Origin of the sequence: Algoriphagus sp. (assembly GCF_046296635.1) — a bacterium.
Classification (GTDB): domain Bacteria; phylum Bacteroidota; class Bacteroidia; order Cytophagales; family Cyclobacteriaceae; genus Algoriphagus.
Window position 1 is genome coordinate 24,505 of sequence record NZ_JBKBKZ010000041.1, and the last position, 15,624, is coordinate 40,128.

Annotated in this window: 9 protein-coding genes and 2 CRISPR repeat arrays; all 9 genes read left to right on the forward strand. The window is 41.0% G+C overall.

All coding sequences use genetic code 11. From position 1 onward, the window contains the following. Position 1: 1 nt before the first annotated feature. The 9 genes from ACK4HU_RS21140 to ACK4HU_RS21180 all read left to right on the forward strand — a co-directional run bounded on the left by ACK4HU_RS21140 (position 2) and on the right by ACK4HU_RS21180 (position 10,722). Positions 2 to 2,401 (forward strand): TIGR03986 family CRISPR-associated RAMP protein, encoded by a 2,400-nt coding sequence (locus ACK4HU_RS21140; protein WP_409809905.1) that lies wholly within the window; start codon positions 2 to 4, stop codon positions 2,399 to 2,401. A 74-nt stretch (positions 2,402 to 2,475) separates the two neighbouring features. Then, the gene (locus tag ACK4HU_RS21145; RefSeq protein ID WP_409809908.1) at positions 2,476 to 3,546 is read left to right on the forward strand and encodes a Card1-like endonuclease domain-containing protein; all 1,071 of its coding nucleotides are present in this window, start codon (positions 2,476 to 2,478) and stop codon (positions 3,544 to 3,546) included. An 8-nt stretch (positions 3,547 to 3,554) separates the two neighbouring features. Beyond that, entirely contained in the window at positions 3,555 to 4,685 is a 1,131-nt protein-coding gene (locus ACK4HU_RS21150) for a Card1-like endonuclease domain-containing protein (RefSeq protein WP_409809911.1), read from the forward strand. A 4-nt stretch (positions 4,686 to 4,689) separates the two neighbouring features. Then, a complete protein-coding gene (locus ACK4HU_RS21155; protein ID WP_409809914.1) occupies positions 4,690 to 5,046 on the forward strand; it encodes a hypothetical protein in 357 nt (118 codons plus the stop codon). Then, a complete protein-coding gene (locus ACK4HU_RS21160; protein ID WP_409809917.1) occupies positions 5,043 to 6,458 on the forward strand; it encodes an ATP-dependent RecD-like DNA helicase in 1,416 nt (471 codons plus the stop codon). The genes ACK4HU_RS21155 and ACK4HU_RS21160 overlap by 4 nt, the downstream gene beginning before the upstream one ends. A 121-nt stretch (positions 6,459 to 6,579) precedes the next feature. After that, positions 6,580 to 7,575, forward strand: a complete 996-nt coding sequence (gene cas1, locus ACK4HU_RS21165) for a CRISPR-associated endonuclease Cas1 (protein ID WP_409809920.1) — start codon at positions 6,580 to 6,582, stop codon at positions 7,573 to 7,575. After that, positions 7,572 to 8,591, forward strand: a complete 1,020-nt coding sequence (locus ACK4HU_RS21170; protein ID WP_409809922.1) for a CRISPR-associated primase-polymerase type B — start codon at positions 7,572 to 7,574, stop codon at positions 8,589 to 8,591. Before cas1 ends, ACK4HU_RS21170 begins: the two co-directional genes overlap by 4 nt. Before the next feature lie 4 nt (positions 8,592 to 8,595). Continuing rightward, positions 8,596 to 9,084, forward strand: coding sequence for a CRISPR-associated endonuclease Cas2 (gene cas2 / locus ACK4HU_RS21175; RefSeq protein WP_409809925.1), 489 nt, complete (start codon positions 8,596 to 8,598; stop codon positions 9,082 to 9,084). Between the two features lie 3 nt (positions 9,085 to 9,087). Further along, entirely contained in the window at positions 9,088 to 10,722 is a 1,635-nt protein-coding gene (locus ACK4HU_RS21180) for a DUF7017 domain-containing protein (RefSeq protein WP_409809928.1), read from the forward strand. Between the two features lie 154 nt (positions 10,723 to 10,876). Beyond that, positions 10,877 to 11,640: a CRISPR direct-repeat array (repeat unit 37 nt; unit sequence CTCAAAAAGCTACATCCAATACAATAAGGATTAAGAC). Between the two features lie 176 nt (positions 11,641 to 11,816). Further along, a CRISPR array of direct repeats spans positions 11,817 to 15,584; the repeat unit is 37 nt; unit sequence CTCAAAAAGCTACATCCAATACAATAAGGATTAAGAC. Positions 15,585 to 15,624: the final 40 nt, after the last annotated feature.

Below are 15,624 nucleotides of genomic sequence, written 5' to 3' on the forward strand. Positions count from 1 at the left end.
CATGGAAAAAATCACTTCACCCTACAATTTTATACCTCTGAGTGAAAAAGTTATCACTCCCTACTGGGGTTCTGCCATTTCTCATGACAAACCATTTGCTTACGGTGAATCAGGTGTTTTAAACGTCGAGATGACCGCTCACTCCCCTATTTATGTGAGAAACGGCTCTATTCAAGATGAGAATAACTCTGACTTATCTTTTAATCAATTCCAAGGTCAATATTTTGTACCCGGATCGTCCATTAAAGGAATGCTTCGAAACTTCATCGAAATCATGTCTTTCGGCAGAATGGAGGATAAAGTCAACGATGTTAAGTACTCTGTTAGAGATTTTAACAATAATAATATTTACGATAAGAGTAAAATTTCAAAAGAAGTCCAATGTGGTTGGTTAAGATCAGATGGAAAAAACTATTACTTAATTCCTTGTGGCAGACCGGGACGAATTTCCCACAAAGAACTTGACAAAATTTCGGGACCAAACAAAATGTCTCAGTATTACCAACAAAAAGAAAATCTTAAATCGGATAAGGAGAAATCAGCGCATGCAAAATATAAAGCTTTCCCATTCAAAAAGGATGGGCATAGTTTTTCATACAAGGACTCTGATGAACCTGTAGATGGTATAGGAAGGGAGAAATATGTCTTCGGTGAAACTGGAAAAGGAAAAAAAGGCACAATTGTTTTTTCGGGTCAACCAGGAATTAGAAAAGAACAAGAAAACCAGGGTAAACAATATGAATTTATATTTTTCAATTACGGAAATCCTGAAATCTCATTTCCAAAAGATGAAGAAGGAAATGATCATGAAGTAATCAAAAATTTCTTTTTTGCCTACTATGACCATGACAAAGGCCAACAAAAGGACGACTGGAAAGAAAGAAAAGAAGAACTCAAAATTGGCAAAACAATACCAGTATTTTTCCGCCTAAAAGATGAGAATGCTATTCCATCAGCCAGAAATGTTAAAGACATAGGCCTAACCTTGCTTTTCAAGATCACTTATGCATACTCTGTAAAAGAAAATATCCAGCATCTCCAAAAAGAGGAATCAAAGAAACCAGACTTGGCTGATTGCCTGTTTGGATACATCAAGAAATTAGAGGATAAACAATATGAATCTTTAAAAGGAAGGATTTTCATCAGTCATGCCTTTGCTTCATCTGCCGCAAAAACTCTCGAAGAGAAAAAAGAGGTTCTAGGGGGACCAAAAGCGAGTTATTATCCCAATTACATAAGGCAACCAGATTTAAAAGCCGGAAAAATAAAGGGCAATTATTTAACATTCAATGACAACAAGGCAGTAATTCGGGGTTGGAAAAAATACCCTGTCAGGCATATTGGGGTAAGTGTAAATCCCCCTCCTGTGATAAATGGAAAAATAAACGAGAAAGTAGCAACCAAATTTATCCCTTTAGACAAAGGGGCCAAATTCCAATTCCAAATAGCCTACCATAATCTCCGAAGAGAAGAACTTGGAGCCTTGATCTCAGCGCTGACCTTCCATGGTCATAAAGGATTATTCCATAGTATCGGAATGGGCAAACCTTTAGGTTATGGTAAAATCGATTTTTCATTGGAAGGAATAAATTCTCATGATCAAGAAAGCTTGATGAAAGAATTTGAATCTTATATGAATTATGAACTTTCAGGGGACAAGAATAATTGGGCTGAATCTTCCCAGATTATAGAATTATTTACCATTGCAAATCCAAGTGATATGGGCGATGAATTTCTTAAGTATCAAAAAATGGACATGAGAAATTCTAATGAGTTTCAGGAAGCCAAAAAAGAAAAATTGGCATTACTGGATTATTCCTCAGTCGTAGGGCCATTGAGCATTCAAAGCAAGGTAAATATTCAGGAAATTGAGAAGGCGAAAACATTTCACAGAAATCAGGCAGCCTATTTAAATTCCCTCAGTAATCAGGCTAATAATAATCCAACGACATCCTTTAAACTTTTGTCCGAAAATCAAATTAATGAAGCCGTACAGTCCAAAAAAGTAGAGTTAATCCAAAAACTCAAAGCAACTCAAATACGGCTTAAAGAAGAAAAAGCTCAACAAGCTGCTTTAAAAAATCAGAAGTTAGATCAAGAAAGATTAGAAGGAAAACTCAGTAATCCCATAAATCTGGAATCTGTAAAGGTTAATGCCAGAGGATTCGAATCTCTTGAAAAGGTAATGAAAGGATTTCAAGTTAAATTCAAGGACGGCCCACTAAAAGAAAAAACAGATATAGAGCCACTTGTTGAAAAGTTGAAAGAAATATATGCCGCTCTTCCTGAAAAGGAGAAAACAAAGTGGCGCGATACAAATTGGGAGGCAAACCATTACTATAAAAAAATAGTGAAGTGGCTAGGTGAAGACCTAACCAAAAAAATTATCCAAAACAGTTAATCACTGAAACCAACAATTAGCCTTTCTGAAAGTCCTATGCAGAAAGGCTATTTTCCTTTTCGAACCATTCAGTCATGCCCCACCTCCTCTCCATCATATCCGATCAGGCTGTTCCAAACCTGCATTTTATCAAGCAGTTTCAGCAGCCTGATTCTTTTTTTCTTTTTGTGACTACCCAAGAGATGGAAGAAAAAAACGTCACCCGCAACCTGATGGAATCTCTCAGACTGGATCCCAAAAAATGTCGAAAGGTGCTTATAGATGCTAGCGATGCTTCTCTAATTCAGCTACAACTCGTAAAAGAGAAGTTTTCTGAAAATGAAAAATACCTAATCAACCTTACCGGAGGCAACAAGCTGATGTCTCAGATGGTCTATCAGCACTTCCAAAAATATGATGCCAGCATGTTTTATGCACCAATTGGATCGTCCAGTTATCAGCAGCTACTGCCGGAAGTAAAGCAGATTCCTAAAAACCCGGAAATTGCCATATCCCTTTTTGAATATTTGGAGTCATACGGTTTTGCAATCGAAAGTAGCTTAGACTACTACGAAGGAGTACCCAAACCGGAAATTTTGATGAAAAAACTCCTCCTGGAAGGTCATCCTTCCAGAGTGCCGGTGATTGCAAGAGCCTCAAAACAAGAATACAAAGACCCGGATAAAAATTACTTGATGGGTACCTGGTTTGAGTTACACTGTTATAAAGTATTTAAGGAGGCATTTGGTCTGGACGAGTCTCAAATCGCCTGCAATGTGGGCATCAGGCGGAAAGATAGCACCAGTCCCTATGAGCATGACAATGAATTTGACCTGATGTTTATCTTTCAAAATGACCTCTATGTCATGGAATGCAAGGTATATCCGGCAGAAAATCTAAAAACAGACAAAATCTCGGGGCCTATGTTTAAACTGGCCTCACTTACCAAAAACTTTGGATTAAAGTGTAAAAAGTATCTTGCCATCTTAGGCGGCATCACTCAAGACCCACAGGCTAGAACCCAACTGGAAAATCTACAAGTCAATCTTGGGATCGAAAAAATACTGGAAATTGAAGATTTCAATACCTATTCAGGTCGGGAATTGATGAGCAATAATATCAATGAAAAACTCGATCTTCTTCTTACCAAGTTTAATCAAAAATAAAAACCAGCATGTCCAGAATCATACTTGTCTCCTTGATCAGTGATCAGGCTATTCCAAATGTATTATTTATAAAAGATCAGCCTAAAGCAGATTTATATGTTTTCATATCCACAGAACAAATGGAAAGGAAGGGAGTAGTGGGACACATTATAAAAGCCTGCGAAGACCAAATTGAAGTTCACCAAACCATTTTAGTGGAAGAAGATAGTCTTGTTGACTTTGAAAAAACGATCAGTATTGAACTGGAAAGTCAGGATGAAGACCATTACCTTGTCAACATCACTGGAGGGACAAAAATTATGTCTTTAGGCGCTTTCAACTATTTCACTAAAATTGGCGCATCTGATATTTACTATTTACCCATTGGCAAGAGTCATTTCAGACAGATTTTTCCAATGAAAAAGAATAAAACAAAGGAAATCTTATTTAGAATTAGCCTTATTGACTATTTGGAAGCAAATGGTGTAGCTGTCCAACAAAAAGCCTTTTCTCAGAAAAATCAATTAATCCGCAGTAAAGCCGATAATGAAAAAGTCATGACTTCTTTTCTAGGAGAACTGAATCTACCTATTAAAAAAATGGTAGAATTCTTCCGTCAGAACAAAATAAGAGACAGCAAAAACACAGAAATCACAGACGAATTACTTAATGTACTCCATCCTATGACTTTGGCTGGATTTAAGGCTGAGAATGAACATAAACTAACCCGTGAAGAAACTAATTATCTAACTGGTGATTGGTTTGAAGAATACACTTATGAGCTTATTAAAAGCACTTTAAATAAAAAGGAGGAAGAAATAGGCAAAGGAGTTCGAGTTACAAGAGGTGAAAAAACTTCAAATGAATTTGATGTCATGTTCACCCATGAAAATGCATTATATGTGATAGAATGTAAGACAGATGTCGCCGATGATGAGGAGGGTAAACTCAGCCAACTATTCACCAACACGCTATACAAAGCAAGTACATTGAAAAAAGACTTTGGCCTTTTTGTAAAATACTTTTTGTTCTCAGTCAACGACTTTTCCAAACTAAGCCAAGAACATCAAGATCGAGCTAGAGTTTTAGATATAAAATTAGTCGGGACAGAGATTCTTTCTGAAGAAGAAAAATTGAAGGAGTTTATTTTAACTATGTAATTCAATGCTCCTCAACCTCTCCAACCACCCCTCCTCTTCTTGGCCAGAAAATCAAATGCAATGGGCCCTGCAGGCCTACGAAAAAGTGGAAGATTTACCATTCCCCCATGTGGACCCTAATCTCAATGAAGTCGCACTGGACAAATTGGTAGATGAATATTTCTACAAAGTCCGGGAAAAAAGACCAAAACATGTCCACATCATGGGTGAACTCACCTTCTGTGTGGCATTGATCAGAAAACTGCAAAAAGCCGGCATCTCCTGCCTAGCCTCTACCACCCACCGTACCACCCAAGAACTACCCGACGGCACCAAGATCTCCAAATTCGAATTTGTCCGCTTTAGACACTATTGGCCATGAGCAATCCCCTTATCCTCAACGAACAGCAGCAGCAGGCCTTTGACCAACTGATTGAATTCCTCGAACTCCCCGATCAGGCCTTTTTTATCCTCAAAGGATATGCAGGCACCGGGAAGACTACACTCCTCCAACAGCTCGCTACCTACCTCAACGATAAAAAAATCACCTTTTCACTCTTGGCACCTACCGGCCGTGCCGCCTCGGTACTTATCGCTAAATCAGGTTTTACTGCCAAAACCATGCACTCGGAGCTCTATCACTTCAAAGAAATCGATGGAGATGCCGATCCTGCTAAAGAAAAAACAGAGGTGGCAGACTATGGGCAAATGAGACTCCTCTTTGAAATCCGGAAGCCGGACGAGGATGATCAGAAAGTCTATATCGTAGACGAAGCCTCCATGATCGGAGATGAGCGAAACGACGATTCATCTTTTGCTTCCTTTGGTTCAGGCCACTTACTCACAGACTTTATGTCCTTGGTAGGCAACAACAAGGTCATTTTTTCAGGGGATCCCTGCCAGCTGCCACCCGTGGGATCTTCAGACAGTCCTGCATTGTCCGTGGACTTTTTCAGAAAACTCGGCAAAAAAGTTTTCTCTTTTGAAATGACGCAAATCCTTCGCCAAAAGCAGGACTCCGAGGTGCTCAAGCTAGCTACCCAGGTTCGCAAAATGACCAGTGTCAACTACAAAACCAAATGGGTCAAACTCCCCGCCCGAAATAGCCATACGATTGCTGTCCTCCCTTTTGACCTAATGAAGGAACGGTACATCGAAGAAATCACGCAAAACGGAACCGGCGACATCATTGCCATCAGCCTTAGCAACCAAAACTGCCATCAGATCAACCTTCAGGTTCGCAAAAAACTCTACGGGAACCCTCACTCCTCTCTTCAGATAGGAGATCTCCTCATGGTGACTCAAAACAACTACCTCGTGCCACTGACAAACGGTGACTTTGTAGAAGTGCTTCAGGTGGGCTCCTCCTTGTCTGTGAAGGGAATCGGCTTTCTCCACGTTACAGTCAAAGCCCGGCTGACCGAAAAGCCCCACGAAATCCTCCTCTGTCTCGATCCGCTTCACAACGGACAGAGCAACCTCAATGCCGAGCAGCAGCGCTTACTGATGATCGACTTCAGTCAGCGAATGAGAGAAAAAAAACTCAAACCCAAGTCTGAACTGTACTATTCCGCCATGCAAAAGGACCCCATTCTCAATAGCCTGAGGGCCAACTTTGGATATGCCGTCACCTGCCACAAAAGTCAGGGTGGAGAATGGGAAAAGGTCTATTTCTTCCTTAACAAAGGCATGTACGTCATGGATCCACCAGAACTGACCCGATGGTGGTACACGGGAATTACACGGTCTAGGGACAAGCTCTTTCTCGTTTCCGAATGGTGGATTGGGGGTTGATAACGGCTTCATTAAAATTTTCCAAAAATAAACCTGTCAGGTTTTTTAACTGCCTCAGATTGCGAAAAAATAAGGTTAAACCTGACAGGTTTGATAAGATTTCAACCTTAATAAAACAGCCATGCACCTCGTCATCAACTCCTACGGCGCCACCTTGATCCGGGAAAACGGCCTCTTTGTCATTCAAACTGAGGAAGGCAAACAATCCTTTCCCCCCGACATTGTCAAAAGCATCTCCATTTCCAAAGCCGCACGCATCACCAGTGACGCCATCATTTTGGCCATTCACCATCAGGTAGATGTGCTTTTTGTCTCGGACACCGGCAATCCGGAAGGAAGGGTGTGGTCGGTCAAATACGGCAGCATCTCCAATATCCGCCGGGCACAGCTCAACTTTCTCTACTCCCCGGCTGTGATCCCCTGGGTCAAAGAAATGATCTATGAAAAGCTGGATTCCCAAGTGGCACTCTTGATGGCGATACAGCCTCCAAAAGATGTGCTACCAGCACACAACCTGATCAAATCCGCTATCAACAGCATCGAAGACTATAAGGAAAAAGTCAAAAGCCTCGAAGCAGAACACCTCTCGGATATCAGCCCGACCCTCCGGGGCTGGGAAGGCGCCGCGTCCAAACGCTACTTTCAGGCCATCTCTTCGATAATGCCCGAGCGGTTTAATTTTGAAATCAGGGACAGATTGCCTGCCAAAGACCCGTTCAACAGTCTGCTCAACTACGCTTACGGAATGCTTTACAGCAAAGTGGAAGGGGCTTTGATCAAAGCCGGGGTGGATCCTTATGTGGGGATTTTTCACCGGGATGATTTCAACCGTCCTGCTTTGGTCTACGATATGATCGAAAAATACAGGGCTTGGATGGACTATGTAGTGATCCAACTAACCACTCAGGAGGCCATTCCTGCAGAGGCTTTTGAAAAATCCACGATCAATGAAGGAATACTGCTAGGTCCTCTTGCTAAGCGAATCCTGATCCAATCCGTCAACGACTACCTGGGAGAAATCATCCCCTTGGGTAACCGCACCGTCAGCCGCCAAAGTCACATCGATCTGCAGATGCAGGCCTTGGGGCAATTTTTCACCAAAACTGCTTCAATATGATACGGTTGGGAAAAAATGTAACACAGGCAGGGGATCAGCTATTGGATATCACCTTGGCAAAATTCCACAAAGCCCTCCTCAACCCCGCTGGAGAAGTGGCTACGCTGCAGCGAAGACTCCAAGCCATCCGCGCCTTAGACACGGGCCAATACAGAAAACTCAAAACTACGCTGCCCTACGTGGTCTGTGCCGATTTTCACCCCAAAGTCCGAAGGAAGGAAAACTTTCTCCATGCCGAGCGCTTCATTATGGATCTGGACCATCTCTCGGATTTCGAATTTGATCTCGAGGAGCTACGGACCCGGCTGAAGTCTGATCCCCAGGTAGAACTTATCTTTGCTTCTCCGGGTGGAGATGGGCTCAAGGTCCTCTTCAAACTCTCTGCTCCCATTTCTGATGCGGCTTATTACGCAGGATTCTACAAGGCTTTCGGCCTCTCTTTTCGCCAACGCTATAACTTCCGCGAGGCACTGGACATCAAAACACATGACGTCAGCCGATGCTGCTTTGTCAGCTATGATCCGGGAGCCTACTTCAATCCCGAAGCAGAACCCATCAATCCAGAGTCCTACCTGAGAAAGGAGGACCTCTTTGCGCTGGACGAACTACGAACAGCATTGAAAGAAGCCACAGCAGCAGCGCCCGTTTTAAGTCCCAGCCCAGAAAGCTCACTACAGGAACTACCCGATGAAGTGATCAAGCGCATCAAGGAGAAAATGGGAATGCGGGTCCACCAGCCCAGACAGAAAGATTACGCACAGCCCGAGGAACTCGAGCAGATCATGGATCAAGTCAGAAGTCTCCTGGAGGGAATCCAGCTCGAACTGACCAGTGTCAGGCCGATTTCTTACGGACGACAGTGCAAAGTCACCTCAGGTAAGCTTTGGACTGAACTCAACATCTTTTTCGGACGGCGGGGTGCCAATGTGGTAGCCACCACCAAGTCGGGTTCCAATAAGGAGTTGGGAAAACAACTCGTCGAATACCTTCAGAGTGAACTGACTCCCTATTCCTGAGCACATGGCCAAACCTAAACCCAAGGAATTCAACCTCAAAGAACAAATCGCTAAAATTCAGGCTGCTGGACTTTTCAGACCCCTTGATGAGGAATCCTCCTCCGAGCTGTCTGAAAAGGATCAATTGGCGCCTCTGCCCGAACGAATTAAAAAAATCCTGGGGATACTCCGGGATAAACCCGTCAAAAGCACCACTATGAACTACCTGATCCTGTATGACATCCAACACAACAAAGTAAGGGGACTCGTAGCCAAATACCTGATAAAAAATGGCTGCATCAGAATCCAAAAATCAGTCTTTCTGGTACACTCTGATCATAAAAAATTTGATCAAATCCGGGAAACCCTCGCCGAAATCAACGAGGTATATGAGAATAGCGACAGCATCATCCTAGTCCCGCTCAATATCTCCGATGCCCGGAGCATGAAGCTGATTGGCAAAAATGTCAACATCGAACAGATCATCGATCCTCCCAACACTGTTTTTCTATAGCCCATGAGCACAGCCGAAGTCAAAAACCTCCGTAACCAAAACCGATACGAAGATGCCGCCCGAATGTCAAGGACTGATCTGGAAACCAATCCCACTGATATCTGGCTCAAAAGAAGTCATGCCTGGTCCCTCTACTACATGATCAAAAAACATGTACAAGCGGGGCAATCCGAGCAGGCAAGGCTTTTTTATACCGAATTTGAATCCCTGCAAATGCCGGAGGATGAAACCCTCATCTATGAGCGGATGGCCTATTTCAAGCAGGTACTCTCCGCCAATTACATCTCCGCCAAGCAACTGATCCAGGAAGGTCGATTTGAGGAAGCCTTTGACCTCCATGCCACAGATCAGGAAACCAAACCTGAGCAAATGGCCTGGGCAATGTACTACCTGCTAAGGCATCTAAACAAATCCAAAAATCCGGACAAACAGGTATTACTGAGTCGCATGGAAATTTTCAGGCAGCGGGTCGTCCCCCAAAAATTATTGGTCTATAAACTCCTCATGCAGGAATTTATCAAACTTCCCCCAGCTTTTTGGGATCATGGTTCCCTGAGTACCCACCTGGAGTTTTTGGGACTTTTCGACACCTTGGATGAGGATGATTTCGAAAAACAGGAGTACGAAGGCCAGAAAATCATCTCTCTGGCCGAGCGACTTCATATCGGCTATTCCAAAGCGCTCATTCGCGAAAAAGCATCAAAGGAAAAAGTGGAGACTTATCTCCAGGAGGTAGTGGAACCAAATTTAGAACCTCACAGAGGCATGCTTTACGTGCCGTATTTCAAAGCCAAACTCCTACTGGAGATCGGAGACCGGGAGGAAGGCATGCAAGCCTTTTTACCTTTTGCCCGAAGAAAGCAAGGGGAATTTTGGGTTTGGCAGGTTTTTGCTGAATACTATCAGCAAGACCCACAACGCTATCTATCTTGTCTCTGCAAGGCCCTCAGCTGCAGAGTCAAGCCGGAGTTTCTGTCCAATATCAAGGAAAGATTGATCGCTCATCTGATTCAAACGGAAAAATTTGACTGGGCCAAATCGGAATTGATACAGCTGGTCCGACTACGAGAACAGCAAAGCTGGGGACTTCGAAGCTCCCATCGCGAAATGCTCGAATCTACTTGGTTTACCTCGGCTAGAGAAATCCCACTTAAGGATCAGTACCTGTCCTATCTAGGTCCGGCTGAACAACTTTTGGGGTCAGCTACCGCCGACAAATCCAGTCAGGTATTGCTGGTTTTAGTGGACTATGTCAACCCGGAAAAAAGCATCGTCAATTTCGTGACGGCAGCTAAAAAGAAAGGCTTTGGCAAATTCGACCCACTGCCAGAAGTCGGGGAAATTTACTCCCTGAAAGGAAAAGGATCGGGAGACGGATTTTATAAAATCGAAAGCCTACAGAAAGCAGTAGATGCAGAACGGACCATGGATCACCTCAAGAAAATCGTAAAGGGAAAATTGAGAAAAAACCAAGGTCAAGCTTTTGGTTTTGTGTCAGGCACATTTGTACCTCCGGGCCTCATTCAGGAGCATCAGTTGCATGTGGATGATTCGCTGGAAGGGGTGGCAGTTTTTGGGCCGGTCAAAGGAAAAGAAGAATGGGCTTGGCGCATGGTAAAACTATTTGCGAGCCAATAAGAATTAGAGAAAATGGTATTTTCGAAATCAAAAAACTTAGCTTACATTTAAGAATGACGGTCGGCAAGGAAAGATTTATTTTAGTAAAAAAAGCTAAAATCAGAGAAAAAATAGGCTACAAGCTATTGAAAACAAGAGAATTACATCACCAAGGCTCAAAAAGCTACATCCAATACAATAAGGATTAAGACTACTCCAAGTATATTCATTGATACAAGTAATCATTGACTCAAAAAGCTACATCCAATACAATAAGGATTAAGACTGTGTACTAATTTCATAATATTTCAGTTTGATTGGACTCAAAAAGCTACATCCAATACAATAAGGATTAAGACTCATAAGTAATCGCGCTTGAATTTACGAATGCAACCTCAAAAAGCTACATCCAATACAATAAGGATTAAGACAACACCGTTTCCATTCTTCGTACGCATAAGCATTGCTCAAAAAGCTACATCCAATACAATAAGGATTAAGACCCATTTCGATGATAGGATATCCTCCCAATTCATCAACTCAAAAAGCTACATCCAATACAATAAGGATTAAGACAAGGTTGCCAATGCAGGCAACGTTGCAAAATCTTCGCTCAAAAAGCTACATCCAATACAATAAGGATTAAGACATCGCAAACATTGCGATTAGTGAAATACAGCCTGCTCAAAAAGCTACATCCAATACAATAAGGATTAAGACTGTAATTAGCAGGACGGTTGCTGTGGTCGATTACTACTCAAAAAGCTACATCCAATACAATAAGGATTAAGACTAGGCGCAAGATCTCTGTTAACCACATTCATCGAACTCAAAAAGCTACATCCAATACAATAAGGATTAAGACTTACCACTCTGATTGATATGCTCAGCAGGAACTTGACTCAAAAAGCTACATCCAATACAATAAGGAGGACGAAGCGTTAAGAAAAGCTTTAGTAAAGCTTTTTAGCTTCGGGCCAGCTTGCAGGGGAGGCTATATGTCGTAAACAAAATATCAAAAAGCTATCCTAATCTCCCTGCGGTCATCGGGACCGCCTATCCAATACAATAAGGATTAAGACTTTTCTCTAAGTGCCTAGAGAATAATCTTGGTTCTCAAAAAGCTACATCCAATACAATAAGGATTAAGACTTTTTCCATGATCTTGTTTGTTTTTGTTTTTGTCTCAAAAAGCTACATCCAATACAATAAGGATTAAGACATAGTCATTCAAGTTACTTTGAGCTACTGAATTTTGCCTCAAAAAGCTACATCCAATACAATAAGGATTAAGACATCCCTGTTGACCACATTCATTGAATAATTTGCAGGCTCAAAAAGCTACATCCAATACAATAAGGAGGACGAAGCGTTAAGAAAAGCTTCAGTGAAGCTTTTTAGCTTCGGGCCAGGCTGCAGGGGAGGCTATAAGTTGAATACCTAATTTTAAAAAGCTACATCCAATACAATAAGGATTAAGACTCAGTTCTAACACCGGAAGCCTTCTTGGTTGATTTACTCAAAAAGCTACATCCAATACAATAAGGATTAAGACAAAACCTTTTCTTGTTTTGACATCATTTTAATAAATGCTCAAAAAGCTACATCCAATACAATAAGGATTAAGACGTCTTGTTTGTTTTTTGTTTTTGTTTTTTGCGCTCTCAAAAAGCTACATCCAATACAATAAGGATTAAGACAGCGCACGAAGAGGTAAACAGATAACACCGTTTCCACTCAAAAAGCTACATCCAATACAATAAGGATTAAGACTTATATAAGAGTATCCATCAACACTTTTTGCATGTCTCAAAAAGCTACATCCAATACAATAAGGATTAAGACCATAGGGATAGATAATTTATGAATTTTATCTTCCCTCAAAAAGCTACATCCAATACAATAAGGATTAAGACTTTTAAGCTTTTGATCTCTGAAATTAACTGCTGCTCTCAAAAAGCTACATCCAATACAATAAGGATTAAGACGCCTAATTCGGCGATCTCTGTGTCTTTTAGGTTTCTCAAAAAGCTACATCCAATACAATAAGGATTAAGACTAGCGGAGACAGGATTGATAAGATTTTCAATCGGGGCTCAAAAAGCTACATCCAATACAATAAGGATTAAGACTTTAAGATAACAAATTCATCGCCTTCAAGGAAAGTAACTCAAAAAGCTACATCCAATACAATAAGGATTAAGACCCAGAGAAGATAACTTCCCAAGTTTTCTCACCAAGAGCTCAAAAAGCTACATCCAATACAATAAGGATTAAGACATCCTGTATTTCTACAGTGACCTTACATAGACCTCCTCAAAAAGCTACATCCAATACAATAAGGATTAAGACCTATCACCCTCTTCTCTTGTAATCATTAATCCGCCCTCAAAAAGCTACATCCAATACAATAAGGATTAAGACTTTCACCTTAAAGGTTGCTGGCTTAGAGTTGAAACCTCAAAAAGCTACATCCAATACAATAAGGATTAAGACTTGGTGGACTTGACAGCAGCAGAAGAGATGAAACTATCCTCAAAAAGCTACATCCAATACAATAAGGATTAAGACTTTCAAATCAGCACCTGGAAGGATCTCTCCCATTCTCAAAAAGCTACATCCAATACAATAAGGATTAAGACACCTGGAGTAATCACCTTTAGGTCGTAACCTCTCAACTCAAAAAGCTACATCCAATACAATAAGGAGGACGAAGCGTTAAGAAAAGCTTCAGTGAAGCTTTTTAGCTTCGGGCCAGGCTGCAGGGGAGGCTATAAGTTGAATACCTAATTTTAAAAAGCTACATCCAATACAATAAGGATTAAGACTTTGTTGTCTTGTCAGCTAACGCAGCGAATGTTTTAACTCAAAAAGCTACATCCAATACAATAAGGAGGACGAAGCGTTAAGAAAAGCTTCAGTGAAGCTTTTTAGCTTCGGGCCAGGCTGCAGGGGAGGCTATTAAATGAATACCTAATGTTAAAAAGCTACATCCAATACAATAAGGATTAAGACCGACCGCTAACATCCAATACGGCATAACCGATCTCCTCAAAAAGCTACATCCAATACAATAAGGATTAAGACCCAGTAACCATTCGAGTATAGCCAGTAATAGCCAGACTCAAAAAGCTACATCCAATACAATAAGGATTAAGACATTTCTACGTATGCGTTGATTTCTTCATGATATCCTCAAAAAGCTACATCCAATACAATAAGGATTAAGACAAGTGTTTCAAAAGAGTGCGGATTACCTTTTGCTATCCTCAAAAAGCTACATCCAATACAATAAGGAGGGCCGAGCGTTAAGAAAAAGTCCGGGGGGACTTTTTTAGCGAGGAGCCAGCTTGCAGGGGAGGCTATCAGTCGTAAACAAAACGTCAAAAAGCTACATCCAATACAATAAGGATTAAGACATTGCGTGTGTCACGCGACGAGTTTGGCCTTTCCAGGCTCAAAAAGCTACATCCAATACAATAAGGATTAAGACTGGAGGTTCTGCAATAGACTGATAATCGTATATCGGCTCAAAAAGCTACATCCAATACAATAAGGATTAAGACATGTTGTGACTGAAGTATAAAACAGGATTTCGCCGTCTCAAAAAGCTACATCCAATACAATAAGGATTAAGACAATGACGAACTCATCGCCTTCAAGGAACGTAAAGCCCTCAAAAAGCTACATCCAATACAATAAGGATTAAGACTTTAGTGACTGTACGTTTGCAGCCACAATTCCGAATTCTCAAAAAGCTACATCCAATACAATAAGGATTAAGACTACTCTCACTTCTGTTTTAAGTGATTTATCATTAACTCAAAAAGCTACATCCAATACAATAAGGATTAAGACAACGACATCCAGCTTAACTATTCTTATGGTTTCGTTTTCTCAAAAAGCTACATCCAATACAATAAGGATTAAGACGTGACCATTAATCCCCCGTTGTCCATTTCTATCACCGGCTCAAAAAGCTACATCCAATACAATAAGGATTAAGACTGAGAATAAAATAGTGTCTGTTGCCAAGGCTTCCCTCTCAAAAAGCTACATCCAATACAATAAGGTTTAAGACATTCAGCTTCTTGGTGATCCGTAGCAATATGAAGACCTCAAAAAGCTACATCCAATACAATAAGGATTAAGACTTTTGTAGTCAGTTCCGTTTAATGCTTTCAAAACTTCTCAAAAAGCTACATCCAATACAATAAGGATTAAGACAGCTTGAGCATTGGCCAACACTTGCTTTCCAGTTACTCAAAAAGCTACATCCAATACAATAAGGATTAAGACCAGGTTATTAATATACTTAAAACGGTTGGTCTTTTCTCTCAAAAAGCTACATCCAATACAATAAGGATTAAGACTTTGCCATGATAATAATAAGTTAAGTTAAAGCACTCAAAAAGCTACATCCAATACAATAAGGATTAAGACAATTTTTTAAATGTCCATTTTCTTTTGGACAGTTCCTCAAAAAGCTACATCCAATACAATAAGGATTAAGACTATCTAATAAATAATCCAAAGCGTTTATAAACCTTCTCTCAAAAAGCTACATCCAATACAATAAGGATTAAGACAGCACCAAGATCGTTGGTACTTACTGTCTTAGCACGCTCAAAAAGCTACATCCAATACAATAAGGATTAAGACAAGGAATCTGTACTTTTGTGAGATCAGGTGCAACACCCTCAAAAAGCTACATCCAATACAATAAGGATTAAGACGCAGCACTGTTTATTATAATCATTCGGGATTATGATTCTCAAAAAGCTACATCCAATACAATAAGGATTAAGACAGTGCGAGTCCAGGCGTAATGACTTTCAAGTCATAACTCAAAAAGCTACATCCAATACAATAAGGAGGACGAAGCGTTAAGAAAAGCTTCAGTGAAGCTTTTTAGCTTCGGGC